Genomic DNA, 20,543 nt, shown 5'->3' with positions numbered 1-20,543 from the left:
TCTAACGGCCACGGTGCGACGGACGTGCCCCCCGGTGCGGGATGGGGACCCGGGCGAGGACGTCCGCGACGATCCGGGAGGCGGCCTCGGCGGACCCGCTCGACGCCGCGGTTTCCGCTCGGACCAGCAGCCGGTGGGTGAGGACCGGTTCGGCCATGGCCTGGACGTCGTCGGGGACGACGAAGGCGCGGCCGTCGAGGGCGGCATGGGCCCGGGCGGTTCTGATCAGGTGCAGGGTCGCACGCGGGGAGGCGCCCAGGACGAGTTCCGGGTGCCGGCGGGTCGCCGTCACGAGATCGATGATGTAGCGGCGCACCTCGTCGGCCACGTGCACCGAACGGACCAGGGAGATGAGTCTGGTGATCTCGGTGGCTTCGGTGACCGGGTCGACCGCGTCGAGAGGCTCGGTGTTTCCATGGCTGTCCAGCATGGCCAGTTCGGCCGCGGGCGACGGGTAACCCATGGACACTCGCGCGGTGAAACGGTCCCGTTGCGCCTCGGGCAGGGGATAGGTGCCTTCCATCTCGATGGGGTTCTGGGTCGCGACGACCATGAACGGCGATTCCAGGTGATAGGTGACACCATCAATGGTGACCTGGTGTTCCTCCATGCATTCGAGGAGTGCCGACTGCGCTTTGGGAGCGGCTCGGTTGATCTCGTCGGCTATGACCAGGTTGGAGAAGACCGGTCCGGGGCGGAACTCGAAGTCGCGGGTGTCCTGGTTGTAGACGCTCACCCCCGTGACGTCGCTGGGCAACAGGTCGGGTGTGAACTGGATACGGCGGACGCGGGCGTCGATCGAGCGTCCCAGCGCCTTGGCGAGCATCGTCTTGCCGACGCCGGGCACGTCCTCGATGAGCAGGTGGCCCTCGGCGAGCAGGACGACCAGGGATGTCCTGACCACCTCGGGCTTGCCGTCGATGACGCTCTCGACCGCGCGGGTCATGCGCGCCGCGACATCCGCGAGGTGGCGCAGGCCGGTCCCGGGCTCGCGCCACGGTATGACGCCGGGCTCCGTCACCGTCACGTCGGCCTCCGTCCTCAGATCGGCGAGGTGGGCCCGGCGGACCCCCCACAAGTGTGGCACCCGAGCAGAAGATGATCTTCACCGGTGGGAATCATCCGTCCGCTCCGTCCGGAAAGCGTACTCATTCGCGGCGGCGATCGAGGATAGCCGCTGCATCGGTTACCGGAGGTGTTTTTGGCATGTTCGGTCAAAAGACACATTGATGCCGGAGAGGTGATCTCCGAGGCCCGCCGAACGTGGGCGTGGGGGTGTCCGGAGTGTCGGACAGGTGGGGGGGAGTGGGGTACAGTGGCGCGCAGTGGGGGGCGGAGGCGCTGTCAGGCTGACCAGGGTGGGGTTTGAACGGCCATGAATCTCTCGGGTACGGGCGAGGAGGCCGCCGATGTTCCTCGGCAGCCACACGCCACGACTCGACGACAAAGGCCGGCTCACCCTGCCGGCGAAGTTCCGCGAGGAGCTGGAGGGGGGGCTCGTGATCACCAAGGGGCAGGAACGCTGTCTCTACGTGTTCCCCATGGCTGAGTTCACCCGGATCAGCGAGTCCCTGCGGGCCGCGCCTGTTACGGCAAAAGCTCTACGGGATTACAGCCGCGTCTTCTTTTCCTCGGCTTCGGACGATGTTCCCGACCGGCAGGGACGGATCACCATCCCGCCGGCCCTGCGGACGTATGCGGAACTCACCCGGGACTGCGTCGTCAACGGCGCGAACACCCGGGTGGAGATCTGGGACGCGGCCCGCTGGGAGACCTATCTGGCCGGCCAGGAGGAGAACTTCGCCGCGCTTTCCGAGGAGGTGTTGCCCGGCGTCATCTGAGCGTCGTCCGAACGTCATCGTCCGAAGCGGACACACTCGGCCGGGAGCGCCGACCGACTACCGTCGGCAGTCCTCGCGCCGCCCTCGGTGCCGCTGCAGCCCGGGGCATCAGGTGTGCGCCGAGGTCTCCCCCCGCTCCATACCGGACACCACTTCCCCGGTGTCCGGTGGCGTGAGCGGGGCGGGACCTGGGCACACGCCGGGCCCTCGGGACCGGTGATGACGCCAGGCCGCCTTGGCGCACGTGTTTCCCGCATATCCGCACGCCCAGCAGTCACCCGGTAGCAGCTATCCGGTAGCAGTCATCCGGCCGGCTGTCGCGCAGCCGACAGCACCGGTTCGTCACATCCATTCACATCGTCTGTAGGTGTACACCGCGATTTTCACCGAGCGCGATCGCGGATGAACCGCATCTTTCCCGCCGCGAGGTTCACAAAACCGTTCGAGGAGGTCGAGGTGGAGGCCACACACACCCCCGTCCTCTCCGACCGTGTCGTCGCCCTGCTGGCGCCGGCCCTGCTCAGGCCCGAGGCGGTGCTGGTCGACGCCACCGTGGGCCTCGCCGGTCACGCGAGCGCGTTACTCGACGCCTGCCCGACGGCCCGCCTGATCGGTCTCGACCGCGATCCGCAGGCGCTGGAGCACAGCCGCGCCCGGCTGGCCGACCGGGCCGACCGGGCCACCCTGGTGCACGCCGTGTACGACCAGCTGCCGACCGTCCTGGACGCCCTCGGCCTGACCGAGGTGCACGGCGTGCTGTTCGACCTGGGCGTCTCCTCGCTGCAACTCGATTCCGACGAGCGGGGATTCAGCTACTCCCGGGACGCTCCCCTGGACATGCGGATGGACCCCGGCCGGGGCCGCACCGCCGCGGACGTCGTGAACACCTACGACGCCGACGAGCTCACCCGCATCCTCCGCCACTACGGAGAAGAACGCTTCGCCCGCCGAATCGCCTCGGCCGTGGTCGCCGAACGCGCCCGTGAGCCGTTCGTGTCCTCGGCGCGGCTGGCCGATCTCGTCCGCCGGACTATTCCGGCCGCAACACGTCGTAACGGTGGAAATCCAGCAAAACGTACGTTCCAGGCGCTGAGGATCGAGGTGAACGGCGAACTCGAGGCACTCGCCCGGGCGCTGCCGGCAGCCCTCGACGCGCTCGCTGTCGGGGGGAGACTCGTCGTGCTTGCCTACCACTCGCTCGAGGACCGCATGGTCAAGCGGGCGTTCGCCGCGCGGGTACGCCCTGACGTACCGCCGGATCTGCCCGTGATCCCACCGGATGCCGCACCGACGATGCGCTGGCTCACCCGCGGTGGGGAGACACCGTCTGCGGACGAGGTGGCGGCCAACCCGCGGGCCTCCGCGGCGAAACTGCGCGCCGTCGAGCGGATCGCCCCGCCGTCCGGGACGTCCGGGATATTCGGAGCATTCGGGACGCCTGGGCCGGCCGGCCCAGGCGGGGCAGCCGGAGGTGCGGCATGAGCGCGCTGGCCCCCCTGCTGGCGCGGCAGGGCCGGGGCAGGGCGAAGGCGGCCACGCCGCCCGCCCGCACGCCGCACCAGGCCGCCCGCGCCGACCGCTACGGCTACGCGGCGTCGGCCGCGGTGTACGACACGCTGCCCGCCTCGGCGGCGGTCCGGGGGCACGCCGACACCGCCATCCCGATCCCGTCCCTGGGCGGGCGAGCCGGTGGGCCGGCGGGCGGGGCGGCCACCGCCGCCCCGGTCCTGGACCGGCCACGCCGGCGGGTGGACGGGCTGGGCCGGCCGTCCACGCCGTCACCGCTGCGTGTCGGCCAGCCCCCCGTGCGCGGGAACGCTCCCCGGGCGCCCTTCGTCATCCTGTTGCTGCTGCTCATGGGCGCGGGCCTGATGGGCCTGCTGCTGCTCAACACGGCGCTCGCGCAGAGCGCGTTCAAGGTCCACGACCTGGGGCAGGACTCGTCCGATCTCATGGACGAGGAACAGGCGCTGTCCATGCGGCTGGACAACCTGTCCGACCCGGCGAACCTCGCCGCCCGGGCGGCGCAGCTCGGCATGGTCCCCGGCGGCATCCCGTACTACCTGCCGGCCGGCGCCCCGCTCCCGCCCGGTGCCAGGGTGATCGGTGCGGAGCCGTCCTCCGGCTTCGTCGTCGTGGTGGTGCCGCCACCGGGCCGGCCAGCCGGCGGTGCTGTGGGCCCTGGAGCCACGGCGGGTACTGGAGCCACGACAGGCTCCAGCGCCACGGCGGGCTCTGGAGCCACGGCGGGTACGGGCAGTGCGCAGCCGGCAGCCGCACCGGCCGCCGGCGTACCGGCTGGTGGCGCACCGGCCGCCGTGGGAGGCCCCGCTGGTGACGCGTCGACCGCGGGCGGGTCACCAGCCGCGGGTGCCCGGTGAGCTCCACAGTGCACCGTGGGGCCGCGCGTGGCCGATCGCGATCACGTAAAGCATCCACTCCTGTTCGTAGTGGCGCTGTTGATCGGTGGTACGAGTATGAGGATGGCCACGGCGGGTTCGCCGCCGGCTACGCCGATCCGGACGGCTACCGGGCCACGGCCGCCGGTTCCGCCTCCCGTACCGCCCACGGGGATCCCCACCGCTGGGGCGGCGGCCCCGACGACGGCTACGTCGACGACAGCTACTCCGGCTACGACCACCCCGACTACGACCACCCAGGCTATGGCCAGGGCTACTCCGGCTACGGCTACTCCGGTTACTCCGACTACGACCACCCTGACGACAGCTACCGCGAGGGCGGCGCGTCCGGACGCGACGGATACGTCCATGACCAGGACGAATATGTCCATGACACGGACGGTCACCAGCTGGACCGCAGCCGGGTGGGCGGGCGGCGCCCGGGCCGGTCGTCGAACCAGCGCCGGGGACGCAGGCCCGTTCGTACCGGGAGCCACCAGCCGACCATGCCACGTGGCCGGACGGGCGGACCGGGTGGCACCACGGCTCATCCCTCAGCCCGTTCGTCAGCCCGTCCCGCGGCCCGGCCGGCGGCGCGCGTCGCCGCGTCCCGGCCGCCCATGCGGCTGGGTAGCCCGCGCCGCAGGCTGCGGGTGTCGGTCGTCGTTCTCTGCGCGGCGCTGGTCGTGCTCGCCGGTCGGCTGACCCAGCTGCAGGCGTTCCAGGCTTCCACCTACGCCGAACGCGCCGAGCAGCAGCGGCTGCGGACGGTGGCGTTGCCCGCGGTCCGCGGTGTCATCACCGACCGCAGCAGAGCGACGCTGGCGCAGGACGTCGAGGCGCGCGCGGTCTACGCCGACCCGCACGACGTCACTGACGCGAAGGCCGTGGCCACCGCCCTCGCGCCGCTGCTCGGCGTGCCCGCCGACACCCTGCAGCCGAAACTCGCCGGCAGCGGACGTTTCGCCTACCTGGCCCGGAGCCTGGACCCGGCGGTGGGCAAGGCCGTGACCGACCTGAGGCTGCCTGGCATCGGCGTCCTGGAGGAGCGCCGGCGCCTCTACCCGTCCGGCACGCTCGCATCCAACGTCGTCGGGTTCACCACGATCGGTGACAACGAAATGATCGTCGGCAGCGGCGGCATCGAAAGCGCCTACGATCGGGTGCTGCGCGGGACAGACGGCCTGCGCCGGGTCGAGGTCGACCCGGCCGGGCGGATGATCCCGTCGGCGGCCAGTCGGGAATCCGACCCGGTGCCGGGCTCGAGCGTGCGGCTGACCCTCGACCGCGACATCCAGTGGGCCGCGCAGCAGGCGCTGGCCGAGGCCGTGCGCACGACCCACGCCGACGGCGGCAGCGTCGTGGCCATGGTTCCGGACACCGGGGACATCCTCGCGATGGTGGACGCGCCCGGTTACGACCCCAACAAGGTCGCCGCCGCCGATCCGGCCACTCTGAAGAACCGCGCCACCCAGGACGTCTACGAGCCTGGCAGCGTCAACAAGGTCATCACGATGGCCGCGGCGATCGACCGTGGCCTGATCACGCCGGAGACCCCGGTGACGGTGCCGCCGAACATGCGCATCGCGGGCCGGACCTTCACCGACGCCGAGCCGCACGGGGTCGAGCACCTGACCGCGGCCGGGGTGCTGGCCAGGTCCAGCAACCTCGGGACGATCCAGATCGCGCGCAAGATCGGCCCGGCCGGCCTGGAGAGCGCGCTGCGCGACTTCGGCCTCGGCGCCAGGACCGCGCTGCGCTTCCCCGGGGAGAGCGCCGGCATCCTGCGGCCCGCCGCCGAGTGGGACGTCCAGCAGGCGGCCACGATCTCCTACGGGCAGGGGATGTCCGCGACCGCGATCCAGATGGCCTCGGTCTACGCCACCATCGCCAACGGGGGCGTGCGGGTCGAGCCCCGGCTGGTGGACAGCACCATCTCCCCGGACGGGGCCGTGCGCGCCACGCCCCGCCAGCCCGGCGTCCGGGTGATCAGTGAGGCCACCGCGGCCACGGTCTCGCAGATGCTGGAGTCGGTGACCACCGACTCGGGGACCGCGCCGTTGGCGGCCATCGACGGATACCGGGTGGCGGGCAAGACCGGGACGGCGCAGCGGGTGGGCCCCACCGGCCGCTACGACGGCTATGTCGCGTCGTTCGTGGGTTTCGCCCCGGCCGACCAGCCCCGGGTGGTCGTCGAAGTGGTCCTGGACAACCCCCGCGACGGCCATTTCGGCGGGACGGTCGCCGCGCCGGTGTTCCAGCGGGTGATGACCTTCGCGCTGACGACGCTGGGTGTGCCTCCGTCCGGCACGAGCGCGCCGAAGCTCGTTCTCGATCTGGACGCGGGTCGTTGACCCGCCGTGCCCGTCGTGACCCGACGCAGGTCCCGGCGGGCCGGCTACTAGTGTCGTTGCCGTGACCTCACCGGTGTTGCGTCCGGTCGCCTCGCCCGCACGGGCGCTCACCGAGCTGACCGTCGGATACGACGGTCTCGCGGTGACCGGCGGTGCTGTGGCGGGTGTTGTCGTCCGCGGGATCACCCACGACTCCCGCGCGGTGCGTCCTGGCGACCTGTACGCGGCCCTGCCCGGCGCGCGCGCACACGGGGCCGCCTTCGTCCGGCAGGCGGTCGCGGCCGGGGCCGTGGCCGTGCTGACCGACCGGGCCGGCGCCGACCAGATCGCGGCGACGGCCCGGTCGGTCGGCACGGGCACCGGCGGCGGCGTGGCCGGCGGTAGCGGCGCGACCGGCAGCGGGCCCGTGGCCGGCAGCGGTGTGGCCGCCAGCGCGGGCGTGCCTGGCGGCGCGGGCGCGGCCGGTAGCGACGGCGGGAGCGTGGCTGACGGCGCTGTGGCCGCCGGCGTGGGTGTGGCCGACGTCCCGGTGCTCGTGGCCGCGGACCCGCGGGCGCTGCTGGGGCCGGTCGCCGCCCGGGTGTACGGCGACCCGTCGGCGGCCCTGACGCTGCTGGGGGTCACCGGCACCAACGGCAAGACGACGGTGGCCTACCTGCTGGAGGCGGGGCTGCGGGCCGCCGGGCACACGACCGGGCTGATCGGGACGGTGCAGACGCGGCTGGCCGGCACCGTGCTCCCCTCGGTGCGCACCACCCCGGAGGCCACCGACCTGCAGGCGCTGCTCGCGGTCATGGCCGAGCGTGGGGTGACCGCGGCGGCGATGGAGGTCTCCAGCCATGCCGTCGCCCTGCACCGGGTGGGCGGCATCCGTTTCGCCGGGGCGGCGTTCACCAACCTCAGCCAGGACCATCTCGACTTCCATCCGTCGATGGAGGACTATTTCGCCGCCAAGGCCGCCCTGTTCACCCCCGAGCGGACCGGGGTGTCCGTCATCGACACCGACACGCCGTGGGGGCGCCAGCTCGCCGCCGCCGTCCCGGGCGCGATCACCTGCGGGACGGCCGCCGACGCGCACTGGCGCGCCGTCGACGTCACCGCCGGCCCCACCGGGACGACCTTCCGCGCGCTCGGCCCGCACGGCGTGGACGTTCGGGTGGGCATCGCGCTGCCCGGGGCCTTCAACGTCGGCAACGCCCTGGTGGCGCTGGCGCTGCTGGTGGCCACCGGTGTCCCCGCACCGGTGGCGGCAGCGGGGCTGGCGAGTCTGCCGGGTGTGCCGGGCAGGATGGAACGGGTCGACGCCGGCCAGCCGTTTCTCGGCCTGGTCGACTACGCGCACACACCGGACGCGGTACAGACGCTGCTACGCACCGTACGGCCGCTGGTGTCCGGCCGTGTGATCGTGGTGCTTGGCTGCGGCGGTGACCGTGACCGGCGCAAACGTCCGCTGATGGGCGCCGCCGCGGCCGCCGGCGCCGACCTTGCGATCTTCACCAGTGACAACCCCCGGTCGGAGGATCCGGAATTGATCATCGCGCAGATGTGTACCGGCGTGGGGACGTTGCCGCCCAGTGCCCGCGGCCGGGTCATGGTGGAACCGGACCGGGCCGCGGCGATCCGCCGCGCGGTGGGCTTCGCCCGGCCGGGAGACGCGGTCGTGCTCGCCGGCAAGGGGCACGAGACCGGCCAGGAGCAGGCCGGCGTGGTGACACCCTTCGACGACCGTGACGTGTTGCGGGCGGAGCTGGCCGGGTGGCGTCCCGTGTCGCGCCAGCACCTGGCGTGAGGGGCATCCAACGGTGATGACGCTGACTCTGCGCGAGGTCGCGGTGGTCTGCGGCGGCCGGCTGGACGCCGTGGATGATCATGACGCCGCCGTGACCGGTGTCGTCATCGACTCGCGCCAGGTCGCCGCCGGCGCGCTGTTCGTCGCGGTGGCCGGGGAACGGGTCGACGGCCACGACTTCGCCGCCGCGGCGGCGGGCGCCGGCGCGGTCGCGGTGCTCGCGGCCCGGCCGGTGGGCGTGCCCGCGGTGGTGGTCGCCGATCCGGTCGCCGCGCTGGCCGCGCTCGCCGCGCAGGTGCGCACCCGGTCGTCGGCGACCGTGGTCGCGGTGACCGGTTCGGCGGGCAAGACCACCACCAAGGACCTGCTCGCCGACCTGCTCGGCGAACTCGGGCCGACCGTCGCCGCCGCCGGCTCGTTCAACAACGAGATCGGCCTGCCGCTGACCGTCACGCGCATCGAGCCGGCCACCAGGTTCGCCGTACTGGAGATGGGCGCCCGCGGGCCCGGCCACATCGCCGCCCTGTGCGAGCTGGCCCGGCCGCGGATCGGGGTCGTGCTCAACGTCGGCTCGGCGCATCTCGGCCAGTACGCCGACGGGCGGGCCGGTATCGCGCGGGCCAAGGGCGAACTGGCTGAGGCCGCCTCCGACGCCGTCGTCCTCAACGCCGACGACCCGCTGGTCGCCGGGATGGCCGCCCGTGCCCGCGGCGAGGTGATCACCTTCGGTGAGGGGGAGCGGGCGGACGTGCGGGCGCACGACGTGCGGGTCGGTGACGACGGCCGTGCCCGCTTCGACCTGGTGGCCGCCGGTGAGCGGCACCCGGTCGCACTCACTCTCGTCGGCGAGCACCAGGTCGGCAGCGCGCTGGCCGCCGCCGCGGTCGCGATCCGCCTCGGCCTGCCGCCCGCGCGGGCGGCCGAGGCGCTGTCGCGGGCCCGGGCGCGCAGCCGCTGGCGGATGGAGGTGGCGGTGACCGACACCGGCGTCACCGTCATCAACGACGCCTACAACGCCAACCCCGAGTCCATGCGGGCCGCGTTGAAGACCCTGGTCGACCTCAGCCGGGGCCGGCGGGCCTGGGCGGTTCTCGGCGGCATGGAGGAACTCGGCGCGAGCGCCGACGACGAGCACGACGCCCTCGGCCGGCTCGTCGTCCGCCTCGGGGTGGAGCAGTTGGTGGCGATCGGCGAGCGGGCGCGCCGGATACATCTCGGGGCGTCGCTGGAAGGGTCCTGGTCGGGGGAGTCGGTGTGGGTCGCCGACGTCGAGCAGGCGTGCACACTGCTGCGGGAACAGCTGGTACCGGGCGATGTGGTACTGGTCAAGGCATCCCGCGCATTCGGGTTGGAGCGGGTCGCGAGCGAGTTGACGTCGGGTGCTGTGTCCCTGGGTGCCACACCTCTGGATGCCGCGCCCGGCGAGTGGGGTGCGCACGGGTGAGAGGTGTACTGGTCGCCGCGATGGTGGCCCTTGTGGTGTCGCTGCTGGGGACACCATCGGTGATCCGGCTGTTCCGCCGGCAGGGCTACGGTCAGGAGATCCGTGAGGACGGGCCGTCCAGCCACTTCACCAAGCGGGGCACGCCCACCATGGGCGGGACGGTCATCATCCTTGCGACGCTGGCCGGGTACTTCATCGCGCACGTCGTCACGATGAAGGGCTTCACCGCGTCCGGGCTGCTCGTCCTGATGGTCATGACCGGTCTTGGTGTGGTCGGCTTCCTCGACGACTACATCAAGATCCGTAAGCAGCGCAGTCTCGGGCTCACGGCCCGCACCAAGTTCGCCGGACAGGCCGCGGTGGCGTTGGCGTTCGGGCTGCTGGCCGTCCGGTTCAAGAACGCCGAAGGGCTGTTGCCGGGGTCGACGTTCGTCTCGATCGTCCGGGACACCGACATCTCGATCGGCCTGGTCGGCTTCCCGCTGCTGGCCTGGATCATCATCGCGGCGACGTCGAACGCGGTGAACCTCACCGACGGGCTGGACGGGCTGGCCGCCGGCACCTCGGCGATGGTGTTCGGCGCCTATGTGGTGATCTCCTTCTGGCAGTTCGGCAACCTGTGCGGGCCGGGCGCCAGCGGCCCGGGGTGCTATCTCGTCCGGGACCCGCTCGACGTCGCGCTGGTGGTGGCGGCGGCGATGGGCGCCTGTTTCGGTTTCCTGTGGTGGAACGCCAGCCCCGCGAAGATATTCATGGGCGACACCGGTTCTCTGGCTCTCGGCGGCGCGTTCGCGAGCATCGCCATCGTCAGCCGGACGGAGCTGCTGCTGTTCGTTCTCGGCGGGCTGTTCGTCGTCGAGACGCTGTCGGTGATCCTGCAGGTGGCCTTCTTCAAGGCCACCCGGAAGCGGGTCTTCAACATGGCGCCGATCCATCATCACTTCGAGCTGGCGGAGTGGCCCGAGACCACGGTCATCATCCGCTTTTGGATCGTCTCCGGCCTGGCCGTGGCGTTCGGACTCGGCCTGTTCTACGCGGAGTTCCTCTCCCACGGCGGCTCCTGACCGCTCCGACAGCGCTTCCTTGGCAGTCCTCATGGCGGTTGCTGACAGTTCCTACAGTGGTTTCTGGCGGTCACCAGGCGGTGCCTGTCGGCTCCGCGGTGGCTCTTGGCAGTCGCTGCTGGTCTCCCGGCTCTCCGGACGGGCCCGCAGGCCGTCGCCAACCGGTCCGGCCAGCCAGTCCGGACGGCCAGGCGCGGACGCCGTGGGCCGCCCGGGCCGTGGGCCGCCCGCACCATGACGATCAATAACCGGTCTGGTGTCCGGTGGACCCGCCGCTTTCACGGCGTGATGGTGGCCCGCCGCCGGGCGAAGCAGGCCGCGCCCGCCGTGCACAGGGCGAAGGCGCCACCGGCCGGGCCGGCTGTCCACGCGGGCGAGGCGAGGGAGCCCAGATCGTAGGAGATCCAGGAAATGGCGAGCCATACCCCGGCCGCCCCTGAGCAGCCGACCGCGACCGGTTCAAGCCATCCCAGGCTCGCCATCCGGCTGCGCTCCGGGGAGTGGGACGGGTCCGGGTGGCGGGACGGATGCCGGTACCGGAAGACGACCGACGACAACAGGAGTGTGACCGCGCCGAGAAGGACGATCATCGGGGCCTGTGTGGGCCCTGGAAGCGGGAGCTGATAACCGAACGTCTGTATGGCGGTGAGTACCATGCCGACCATGCCGATAGCCATCGTCTGTACCCGGGTGAACCATTCCTGCCGCTGGTACAGGGTGTCCTCCATGTCCTGGAGTTCCCCGGACCGTTGCTGCTGGCGCCGCCGGATCACCCGTTCGACGATCGTGCTGACGACGCGGGCGCGTTCCCGCGTCGCTTCGGCATAGCTGCTGTCGTCGTCGAGCTGCTCGTCGAACCAGGAGGCCAGCTCACGGTCGTCGGCGAACAGGCCGCCCGCGGGCGTGACGGTCCACGGCAGCCGTTTCGCCATGTTCGCGCGCGCGATCTCGACCGTACGGCGGATTTCCCGCAGCCGGGTCGATCCGAGGGCCAGCCCGGCGTCGTTGAGCTCGAGACGGGTCAGCCGTTGTAAACCGTCGAACAGCTCGGCGTCCGATATCTCGTCAACGTCACCGCCAGCGTCACCGTCACCGGTGCCGAGCCGGTGAAGAAGATCCGATATGGCCTCGTCCGTCTCCCGGCGGATACGACGCAGTTCCGGCTGTTCCACCGACCAGACTCGAATCTGGTAGCGGATTCTCGCGGCATGCAGAAGATAGCGGGGAAACGCGGGAAGCCGGAGACCGCCAGGGGTCCATGTCCACCCGCTCAGCGTGTCCCCATCGCCATGGGCCGTGACCGCCGCGATTCGACGAACGGCCCGCGCGTCGGCGTCCGGGTTGCGTCGTTCGACCGCTTCCCAGACGGCGAAACCGGTCGGTACGAGCACGCCGTCGCGCCACCACGGCTCGGCGACATCGCCAGGCATCGCGGCACGCACCGCCGCGGCGAGCTCCCGGCTCATCCCGCCTAGGCCTGTCCCGCCGGCGGTGTCGCCGGGGGGTACGCGGCCAGGGGATGCATGGTGGACGTCGGCGGGTATCTGATGGGACTGTGCCAGGTACAGCCGGGCCTCGCCGAACAGGAAATCTTCCCTGTCGGACAGGGAATCCGCGGAGCCGGCCACGATCCGCGACCACCGACGGTCCAGATCCGCCCAGGACACCAGATTCGCCGGATCCAGGACCAGTGAAAGGCAGAAGGTGTCGCGTTCGCAACGGAAAATTGCCTGGATGACGCCGTCGCCAGCCGCCTCGCAGGCGGCGATCGGGCCTTCCGCCAGCAGGTCCGGATCGATGGGAGGAGCGGTGGGAAGGGTTGCGGTGACCTCCTTGTGCATAGCCAGTTCGCCTGTGCATGCCGACCAGATGCGTCCCAGTTCGCGGTAGGCGCCAATACCGGTTGTCCCCTCGGCGGGGGCGAACAGGTGAACGACCAGCTCGTGATCGGTCAGAGCTGGGAGGTCATTCATCGTCGGCTGGTTGCTCGCCGCTCGGATCGCGCACGCGGTGCTTCAGCTCGCCGATTCTTTCCCGAGTGTATTCGTCGACAGGCTCCTCGAGTGGCCGGTCCTGGAGTTTTTTCGCCAGCACCGGACCGGAGGCGGGCAGACTTTGAACGGCGCTGCGCACCTTTTCGAGGTCGAGATCACCGGATGCGAGTCTCTCCCTGATATCGGCGATCGCCGACCGTACCTGCTCCCAGCCAGCCGATGGCAGCTTCTGGGCCAGCAGGTTGTCGAGTGCCTGCCGGATCTGGTCCCGAATTCGATCATCACTGGACGTTTCCCCCATATGCCCATACTTACTCCTGTTACGACTGGACTGACAACAAGGACCGTTGGCCCTGACGCGTGACTGCGGCCGGCCGCCGGCCAAGCTGCATGGCTCCAGCCCTCTGGACGACGTGACCGAGCACTCTGGACGACGTGACCGGGGGCTGGCCGAGGATGCTGCCGGATGGTCGAGCGGCCGTGGAACGATTGGGCTGCCGCTCCCGCCACGCCGCATGAGGAGCAGCCGACTGGATGTCGGTCGTAGTCATGCGGTGTCGTCCGATTCGGCTGCGTACGACCCTGCCACGGTATGTCGTATACGTATCGTTACGATCGTTTTATGACGTATGGGGGGCCGGGGGAAAACCCCGGAGATGATCAGTACGCGGCGCGGCCCTGGCCGGACTGGGACACGGCGGATACGGCGGCGCTGGCCCGCTACGTGAATCCCGAGTCCTTCGATGACCTCGGAGTACCGAGCGGGCTTGCCTTCAACGAAACGGATCCCGATCTCGTGGAGGCAGCCGGCCGCGAGGTGGTCCGGGATGCCTATAACGCGCTTGCCGCGATGAGGCTGCGCTATGGCTTCGACGCCTGGGGTGGCCCGCACGTGGGCCGGCAGCGCATCCGCTATCCGGCCCGCGTTCGCCGGGAGAAGGGCACCTGCCTCGATCTCGTGCTCATGCTCGCGGGGCTGCTGCTGCGCGCGCAGGTCCGACCGGTTGTCGCGCTGCTCGACCGGGGACAGGACAGGCACGCCGTTCTTCTGGCCGACGTCAGGAGACCGCTGGACAAGAGCTACCTGCGCCAGAGCGCGGATTTCCGGAATATCGTCCGGCCCCGTTCCGGGGCGGAGGACGGGGTGCTGGAGTTGCGGCCCGGGGCCCGGCTGCCGGCATGGCTCATACCGGTGGACGTGGTGAGAGTGGCTATCGAGCACGACGATGAGCAGTCGGTGCCTTTCGACGAGGCGGTCCACGGCGGACACGACGAGCTCGGCAAGGGATATGCAACAACGCTGCTGGACATTCCTTCGTCACCGCATGCGCGTAACCCGCTCGGTAAGCCCCAGGACGCGCAGAGCCCGGCCATCTACGCGCGGCTGCCGGTGCTGGAGCAGGCCCCTTCGGACTACGCCAGCCGGGCGGGCATCCGGGAAGACCTCAAGCGCGGTCAGGGACGCATTGTGCTGTGCGGGGAGCAGGGTATGGGGAAGTCCCTGCTGGCCTACGAGCGGGCTCGCGGTGCCGACGCCGGGTACGGGTGGTTCCTGAACACGAGTGACCGGCTGTCGCTGCGCGCCGAACTGGCCCGGGCGGAGCTGGAGCAGATGTCGCGTGTCGGCCCTGTGACGGACGACGCCGACCATGAGCCGTATGCCCTGGCGGCGCTGCGGCGGCTGGAGGACAGCGACGCGCCCTGGGTCGTCGTCATCGACAACGCCGACGGGCCTCCGGAGAAGATCCGGGATTTTCTGCCGCGGGCCGTCAAGCCCGGCCAGACACTGATCGTGACGACCACGAACACGGCTTGGGGCACCTTCTTCCCGGGGGTCGAGCCGATCGTCGTCGAGCCGCTGAAGTCCACGGACATGGCAGATCTGCCGGAACGGCTCCAGAAGGTGACCCAGGGCAAGCCGCTGATCTACGAAGCGCTGCGGCGGCTGGCGGCAGCCGGCGCCTGGCAGCCGCTTGCGGGCCCGGGGCAGACGGGCACGCAGGAGAGTGGCACGGCTGTTGTCTGGCGACTGGCCGCCGGCATCCTGGCCGATGACCAGGCCGCGCTCGACGCCGCGCACGCCGTGGCATGGGCGCCACCGGTGCTCCTGCCCCTGGACGATCTCGCCGCCGCCCTCGGGCTGGACGACAGTGCCCCACTGGACACCCTGCGGGACATCGGCCTGCTCGCCACCCGCACCCAGAACCGCGTTACCACCGTGCAGATGCACCGGCTGTTACGCGCGGAGATCCAGAAAGAACGTCATGTGATGACCCAGGGCGCGTCCGCCGGGCTGCCCGGCTGGGCCGCGCTGGCGAGCACCGGCCCCGGCTGGCAACTGCTCACGCGCCTCGCGGACAACTCCACGGTCAGCGACCTGCACGCGTCCGCCGCCCAGCCGGATTCGCTCGCGGGACTGGAGCCACACCGTCACGGTCTGGTTCTGCACGGTGTCGCGCGTGTTCTTGAGCTGCGTTCCATGGTCGAGGAGGCATCGGAGCTCTATGCCGAGGCCGGTGGGTATTTCGACCCGGCCCGGGACGCCCCGCTGGTGGCTGAATGCCTCTACGGCCGGGCCCGCTGGGCCAACCAGAACAGCAAGGCCACGCTGGACGAGTTCGATGAGGGCCTTACCTTTGCCAGTGAGGCCGAGCGGTTGGCGAGCACCGACAGCACCGTCGAGGGCAGGATCCGGGCCGCCCGGGCGATGGCGATGCGTGGCCTGCTGCTGCGCAAGAAGGCCGGCAAGGACGGTGCGCCCGAGGAGCCTGCGTTGGCCGAGGCCATGGAGCTCCTGCAACGCTCGCTGGACGAACGCAGGCGCCTGAACGATCCCGAGATCGACAGGGCCGAGTTCAACATGCTCGGGACATACGTGCGGCTGGGCAAACTGACCGGTGGCGCCGACGCGCACCGCTGGTTCCACGCCGCGTACGAGGGATACTCCCGGCTTCGGGAGATGCGGCTCGAGCGGTTCCACGGGGTCGTCATCTCGTCGATCGCGGCGTGCACGTCGGGGCGTGGTCTGACGCTCTACTACGGCGCACTCGCCGGTGTCGACCCCCGGCGGAAGAACGCCGGGAATGACGACGCCCCGGTGGTCGGGGTCGGCACCGCGACCCGCCTGGACCTGCTCCGTCAGGCGAGCGTCCTCGTCGCGGACTCCCTGCGGGAACGGTCGGACCTCGCCCCTGCCCACACCGACAGCGACGACTGCCTGAAGTCCATGGGTCTGCTTGAGAAGATCTTCGGTCTGCGGCGGCTGTTCCTCGCCGCGACTCCCAAGCCCGACAATGCAGATCCCGACAATGCCGATCCCGCCACCGTCAAGCTGGCGACGCTGTCACCTGAGCAAGCCGCGGGGGTGCTCCACCCGAAAGAGAAGGAACTGCTCAAGGAGGCGGCCGGTTACGGCCTGGTGCCGGCGGGCGCCTAACCAGTGCCGCGCACAGCCAGTACCGCACGACCAGCACGCGGCCACCGCGTCCTTCAGAACGTCGGCGTCCTTCAGAACGTCAGGTGACCCGGTGTCAGGTGGTGTGGCAGTTGTGCATGGCGCGGGCGAAGGCGGCGCCGCGGTCACGGTAGTCGCGGAAGCGGCCGAAGCTCGCCGCCGCCGGTGAGAGCAGGACGACGCCGTCGGGTTTCGCCCAGCGGTAGCCCTCGACGACGGCGGTGGCGAGATCGGGGGTGTCCACCACGGTGACGTGCGGGCCGGCACCGGTCTGGGTGACCTGGCGGCGGATGTCCGGGCCGTTGTCCGGCACGGTGAGGACGAACGTGTCCAGGGTGCGGCCGCGCAGGCCGACGGCGAGCGGACGGTAGTCGATGCCGCGGCTGTAGCCGCCGACGATGAGTGCGACCCGGCGGTCGTCGAAGGCGTCCACGGCCGCCAGTGTCGGCAGGACGTTCGTCGACAGGCTGTCGTCGACGAAGCTGACCCCGCCCACCGAGCCGATCATCTTCAGCCGGCTGTCCAGGCCGGCGAAGCCCGCCGCGGCGGCCCGCAGGGCGTCGTCGTCGTCCGCCTCGGGCACGCCGAGCGCCCGCAGGCAGGCTCTGACGATCACCGCGTTGCGCCGGTTGTGCCGGCCGAGCAGCCCCAGCGGGCGGGTCCAGTCACCGGCGTCACCGGCGGCGTCAGCACCGGCGGGGCCAGCGGTGCCGGCACCGGCCGGGCCGGCGGTACCAGGGCCGGGAGGGCCGGCAGTACCAAGGGGGCCGGCAAAGCCGGCAGGACCAACGGGGACAGCCGGGCCGGCGATGTCGGCGGAGCCGGTGGTGCCGTCGTCGGCGTGCACCCAGTGCACCTTCGGGCCGAGGAGGTGCCGGTGTGCGCGGATCAGGTCGCTGTCGCCGTTGGCGACGGTCAGCTCGGCGCCGGGCTGCGAGCAGGCGGACAGCTTGTCGCGGTAGTACGTCTCGGGATCGTCGCGGTGCCAGGGCAGATGGTCGGGATGCAGGGAGGTCAGCGCGACCACCGGCGGGGAGCAGGCCAGGTCGGTCGCCTGGTAGCTGGAGATCTCGACGATCCAGAAGTCGTACCCGCTGCCGGCCTGTGGGTCGTGCGGCGGCAGGCCGATGTTGCCCGCGACCAGGCAGCGGTAGCCGAGGCGGGTCAGCAGGTGCCCGGCGATCGCCGAGGTCGTGCTCTTGCCCTTGGTGCCGGTCACGCACAGCACCTTCGACCGGTCGGCTTCGGCGAGCCACAGGCCCACCCCGCCCACCACCGGGATGCCACGCCGCTGAAGGGCCCGCACGGTCTCGCCGTAACGGGAGATCCCCGGCGTTTTGACGACGACGTCACAGCGGGTGAGTGCGTCGAACCCGCCGGCGGCGGTTGCCAGCAGCGGCCGGCCGTCGACGTGGGTCCGGCCGGGGGCGTCGTCGACGAGCACCGGGTCGACTCCCCGGGCGAGGCAGGCCCGCAGGTTGGCCTCGCCCTCGCGTCCCAGGCCGTAGATGCCGACCGCGCGGCCGCGCAGGTCAGACCAGGAGATCGTCGGGCGCATACCGGTCCGGGACGAAGTGGCGGCCATGGGGGACGAGTAGCTCCTCGAGCGCGGGCTCCTCGGGCAGGGGGCCGAGCGCGGCCAGCACGGCGGAGCCGGCCCGGTCGTGACGCGGGGCGGCCAGCGCGGTGGCGGCCCGGCACTCGGTGACGTCACCGACGCACTCCCAGGGCTTGTTGTCCGCGGACAGCCCCAGCAGGGTGCGGAACCGGCCCAGCAGCGTCACGTCGGCCAGCGGCTCACGGCCGTCGAACACCCGTCGCAGCGCCGGTTCGGCCATGAAGGGAGCGAGGACCAGGTCGATGAAACAGCATTTGTCGCAGCGGCCGCACCATCTGTCCAGCCGCTGTGCCGGGTCGATGTGGAAAGCGCGGTTGCAGCTGCGGAAATGGTCGAAGTACTGCGGCAGCGCGGCGAACCGGCGGGCGATCCACAGCTCGGTGAACGGGCGCAGCAGCGAGAAGTAGTCCGGCCCGCCGGCCAGTGTTTCCGCCAGCACCGAGCGCAGGGAGTTCTCGAACCCCTCGCTCTTGGAATACTGGTGGTTGACGGACCGGCCGTCGACCTCGACGGTGCCCACCGACGCGGACCATTCGTTGGACATCACCACGGCGTCCCGCCCGTCCAGGACGGCCGCCAGGAGCGCGATCGCCGAGAGGATTCCGGTGACCGGGACGTGCCCGTTGAGAAAACCGAGCTCCGCCGAGCGCAACAGCTGGGAGTCGATGAGTCGTTCCGCCCGCACGACCGGGAAACCGGTGACGCGGGCGGGCCGTTCGATGGCGTCGAAACGGTCCCCGGGCCGGTTGACCACGAACAGCGCCGGGTCCTTCGCCAGCGGCCGGAGGAGTTCGGCGGTGACGATGGAGTCCACTCCGCCGCCGAAGGGTACCAGCGGCCGGCCGCCGCGGGGGCTGAACGCCACCGGCGCCGTCCGTTCCAGCCGGGGGCCGACGATCCGCAGGCCGGAGAGGTCGAGGTTGTTGCGGTAGGCGAACTCGCCCAGGCCGTCCAGGTAGAACTCGCGGAGGAACGCGCGTTCGGTGTCCGTCACCGCGGTGTCACCGAGGTCGACCACCGGCGGGGCGGCGGACTTGTAGTAGGAGACCGCGGCCAGCAGGAAGATCAGCCGGGCCGTCTCGGCGGCCGCCGGCTCGTCCCAGGCGCCGCCGTCGGGAAAAGTGATCTCCTCGCGGAAGTCCCGCCCGTCCAGCCGGTAGCGACACACCAGCCGGTTACGGGACGCGTCGATGTCGTAGCCGACGTAGTGGAAGCTCTCCCCGCGCGGGGGTGACGCCGTCACGGCTGGTCCTTTTCGCGCGGCTGGTCCTTTTCGCGCAGCCGGGCCACGGCGGCGAACCGGCCGCACGGGCCGCCGGCCCGGTGGCTGAAGAACGGGCTGTCCGGGCCGGTGCCGAGGGCGGTGACGTGCACCTGGCCCGCCGGCACGCCCGCCGCGACCAGTTGCAGGGTGTTGGCCCGCCACAGGTCGAAGGTCCACCGGCCGGTGCCGTCGGGTCGCACCACCGTGTCGAGCTGGTCGCCGAAGGCGGCGCGGGCCGCGTCGACGACGTCCGCACCGACCTGGTAGCGGTCGGGGTGGATGGCCGGCCCGACACAGGCGACGATGTCGCGCGGTTCGCTGCCGAGCTGGCGCATGGCCGTCACGGCGGCGGGGGTGACCCCGCGGACGGTCCCGCCCCAGCCGGCGTGCACGCAGGCCAGGACGCCGGCCACCGGGTCGTGCAGGACGAGCGGGACGCAGTCGGCCACCATGACGACGAGGATGACACCGGGAACGGCGGTCACGAGCGCGTCGGTCGCCGGTATCGCGTCCGCTGCCGAGCGGGCGCCCCGGCCGCGGTGCTCGTCGGTGACGACGGCCACGTTGCGGCGGTGGGCCTGCTCGCAGAACACGAAGTTGTCCAGCTCCGCGCCGAGGGCGTCGGCCACCTTCGCCCGGTTCGCCAGCACGGCCGCGTCGTCGTCCCCGACGTGCAGGCCGAGGTTCAGCGACGCGTAGCGGCCGGTGGACACCCCGCCGTCACGGGTCGTGACGAAAGCGTCCACACCGTGCCCGTTCAGGGCCGGCCAGCGCAGCACCCGCAGACCTGGGGCGGTCCGCTGGAAGTGTGCTTCGGCCGTGCTCGTGGACATTGTTCCCGGCCTCGATTCCCGACCTTGATGGTCGTTGTCCCAGGGTTGTAAGCACCTTCTCTTCCGATTCCGGGGACAGCCTGGAGAATGCTGTGAAAATCCTTGGACGGAAGCGTGGAGGTTATGATTTCTCTGAACGATGTCCGGTTGAACGATGTCCGGTTGAACGACGTCCGGTGGTGCTGCCGACGAACCAGTCATTTCCGGCTCGAGGTGGCCTGCCTCCGACCGGGCGGGCGTCGAGGATTGTGTCCGCCGTTCCGCCTCCTTCGGCCCGCATTTGTTCACCTGAACCGGATCGTAGCACCGTCATGGCCGGGCCGGCGGGTCGGTGCCCGTTACCGGCGGGCATACGGTAAGAATGCGGAACACGGGAATATTCCATTCTAACGTCCGTATCCCCGCGATCATCAACCTGGTTGCGGCGCGGCGACAGCGTGCTCGCTTACGACACGTCCGCTTCGTGTCACGCTGCCGGTCTCGTGTCAC

The 20,543-nt window shown here is 71.1% G+C and carries 14 protein-coding genes; 8 read left to right on the top strand and 6 right to left on the bottom strand.

From position 1 onward, the window contains the following. Position 1 precedes the first annotated feature (1 nt). A complete protein-coding gene (locus FSYMDG_RS15400) occupies positions 2–1,027 on the bottom strand; it encodes an AAA family ATPase (protein WP_013874325.1) in 1,026 nt (341 codons plus the stop codon). Positions 1,028–1,409: 382 nt separating this feature from the next. Between FSYMDG_RS15400 and mraZ the strand changes: the two genes are divergently transcribed. From mraZ to mraY, 7 genes are all read left to right on the top strand, one after another. Beyond that, on the top strand, positions 1,410–1,841 hold the full coding sequence (mraZ, locus tag FSYMDG_RS15395) for a division/cell wall cluster transcriptional repressor MraZ (protein ID WP_013874324.1): 432 nt from the start codon (positions 1,410–1,412) through the stop codon (positions 1,839–1,841). A 456-nt stretch (positions 1,842–2,297) separates the two neighbouring features. Continuing rightward, a complete protein-coding gene (gene rsmH / locus FSYMDG_RS15390; protein ID WP_083828509.1) occupies positions 2,298–3,323 on the top strand; it encodes a 16S rRNA (cytosine(1402)-N(4))-methyltransferase RsmH in 1,026 nt (341 codons plus the stop codon). Next, positions 3,320–4,222, top strand: a complete 903-nt coding sequence (locus FSYMDG_RS23310; RefSeq protein ID WP_013874322.1) for a hypothetical protein — start codon at positions 3,320–3,322, stop codon at positions 4,220–4,222. Before rsmH ends, FSYMDG_RS23310 begins: the two co-directional genes overlap by 4 nt. Beyond that, the gene (locus tag FSYMDG_RS15380) at positions 4,219–6,594 is read left to right on the top strand and encodes a peptidoglycan D,D-transpeptidase FtsI family protein (RefSeq protein ID WP_237702780.1); all 2,376 of its coding nucleotides are present in this window, start codon (positions 4,219–4,221) and stop codon (positions 6,592–6,594) included. The genes FSYMDG_RS23310 and FSYMDG_RS15380 overlap by 4 nt, the downstream gene beginning before the upstream one ends. Positions 6,595–6,655: 61 nt before the next feature. Then, entirely contained in the window at positions 6,656–8,383 is a 1,728-nt protein-coding gene (locus FSYMDG_RS15375; protein WP_013874320.1) for a UDP-N-acetylmuramoyl-L-alanyl-D-glutamate--2,6-diaminopimelate ligase, read from the top strand. A gap of 13 nt (positions 8,384–8,396) precedes the next feature. After that, positions 8,397–9,827 (top strand): UDP-N-acetylmuramoyl-tripeptide--D-alanyl-D-alanine ligase, encoded by a 1,431-nt coding sequence (locus FSYMDG_RS15370; protein WP_013874319.1) that lies wholly within the window; start codon positions 8,397–8,399, stop codon positions 9,825–9,827. Then, the gene (gene mraY, locus FSYMDG_RS15365; RefSeq protein ID WP_013874318.1) at positions 9,824–10,891 is read left to right on the top strand and encodes a phospho-N-acetylmuramoyl-pentapeptide-transferase; all 1,068 of its coding nucleotides are present in this window, start codon (positions 9,824–9,826) and stop codon (positions 10,889–10,891) included. Before FSYMDG_RS15370 ends, mraY begins: the two co-directional genes overlap by 4 nt. Positions 10,892–11,169: 278 nt before the next feature. Here the strand turns inward: mraY and FSYMDG_RS15360 are convergent, their stop codons facing one another. Together FSYMDG_RS15360 and FSYMDG_RS15355 are read right to left on the bottom strand one after the other, a co-directional pair. Then, entirely contained in the window at positions 11,170–12,864 is a 1,695-nt protein-coding gene (locus FSYMDG_RS15360) for a CATRA conflict system CASPASE/TPR repeat-associated protein (protein WP_013874317.1), read from the bottom strand. Further along, positions 12,857–13,186 carry a CATRA system-associated protein gene (locus tag FSYMDG_RS15355; RefSeq protein WP_013874316.1) on the bottom strand — a complete coding sequence of 110 codons (330 nt, stop codon included), beginning with the start codon at positions 13,184–13,186 and terminating at the stop codon, positions 12,857–12,859. The genes FSYMDG_RS15360 and FSYMDG_RS15355 overlap by 8 nt, the downstream gene beginning before the upstream one ends. A gap of 321 nt (positions 13,187–13,507) precedes the next feature. Here FSYMDG_RS15355 and FSYMDG_RS15350 point away from each other — a divergent pair, with 321 nt between their 5' ends. Continuing rightward, positions 13,508–16,321: a hypothetical protein gene (locus tag FSYMDG_RS15350; protein ID WP_043603751.1), complete on the top strand. Its 2,814-nt coding sequence runs from the start codon at positions 13,508–13,510 to the stop codon at positions 16,319–16,321. A 94-nt stretch (positions 16,322–16,415) separates the two neighbouring features. On the opposite strand, the gene FSYMDG_RS23305 is transcribed toward FSYMDG_RS15350, so the two are convergent. The 3 genes from FSYMDG_RS23305 to pgeF are packed head-to-tail and all read right to left on the bottom strand — an operon-like array spanning position 16,416 to position 20,054. Next, on the bottom strand, positions 16,416–17,924 hold the full coding sequence (locus tag FSYMDG_RS23305; protein ID WP_083828305.1) for a Mur ligase family protein: 1,509 nt from the start codon (positions 17,922–17,924) through the stop codon (positions 16,416–16,418). Next, positions 17,872–19,200, bottom strand: a complete 1,329-nt coding sequence (locus tag FSYMDG_RS15340) for a hypothetical protein (RefSeq protein ID WP_013874313.1) — start codon at positions 19,198–19,200, stop codon at positions 17,872–17,874. Before FSYMDG_RS15340 ends, FSYMDG_RS23305 begins: the two co-directional genes overlap by 53 nt. Further along, positions 19,197–20,054, bottom strand: coding sequence for a peptidoglycan editing factor PgeF (pgeF, locus tag FSYMDG_RS15335; protein ID WP_013874312.1), 858 nt, complete (start codon positions 20,052–20,054; stop codon positions 19,197–19,199). The genes FSYMDG_RS15340 and pgeF overlap by 4 nt, the downstream gene beginning before the upstream one ends. Between the last annotated feature and the right edge of the window lie 489 nt (positions 20,055–20,543).

Source organism: Candidatus Protofrankia datiscae (assembly GCF_000177615.2).
Lineage (GTDB): Bacteria > Actinomycetota > Actinomycetes > Frankiales > Frankiaceae > Protofrankia > Protofrankia coriariae.
The sequence above is the reverse complement of the archived record's forward strand: the minus strand, read 5'-3'. Positions and strand labels throughout refer to the sequence as shown.

Coding starts and splice junctions, on each gene's coding strand:
- mraZ (WP_013874324.1), top strand. CDS start 1,410: ATGTTCCTCGGCAGCCACACGCCACGACTCGACGACAAAGGCCGGCTC.
- FSYMDG_RS23310 (WP_013874322.1), top strand. CDS start 3,320: ATGAGCGCGCTGGCCCCCCTGCTGGCGCGGCAGGGCCGGGGCAGGGCG.
- FSYMDG_RS15360 (WP_013874317.1), bottom strand. CDS start 12,864: ATGAATGACCTCCCAGCTCTGACCGATCACGAGCTGGTCGTTCACCTG.
- FSYMDG_RS15355 (WP_013874316.1), bottom strand. CDS start 13,186: ATGGGGGAAACGTCCAGTGATGATCGAATTCGGGACCAGATCCGGCAG.
- FSYMDG_RS15350 (WP_043603751.1), top strand. CDS start 13,508: ATGACGTATGGGGGGCCGGGGGAAAACCCCGGAGATGATCAGTACGCG.
- FSYMDG_RS23305 (WP_083828305.1), bottom strand. CDS start 17,924: ATGGCCGCCACTTCGTCCCGGACCGGTATGCGCCCGACGATCTCCTGG.
- pgeF (WP_013874312.1), bottom strand. CDS start 20,054: ATGTCCACGAGCACGGCCGAAGCACACTTCCAGCGGACCGCCCCAGGT.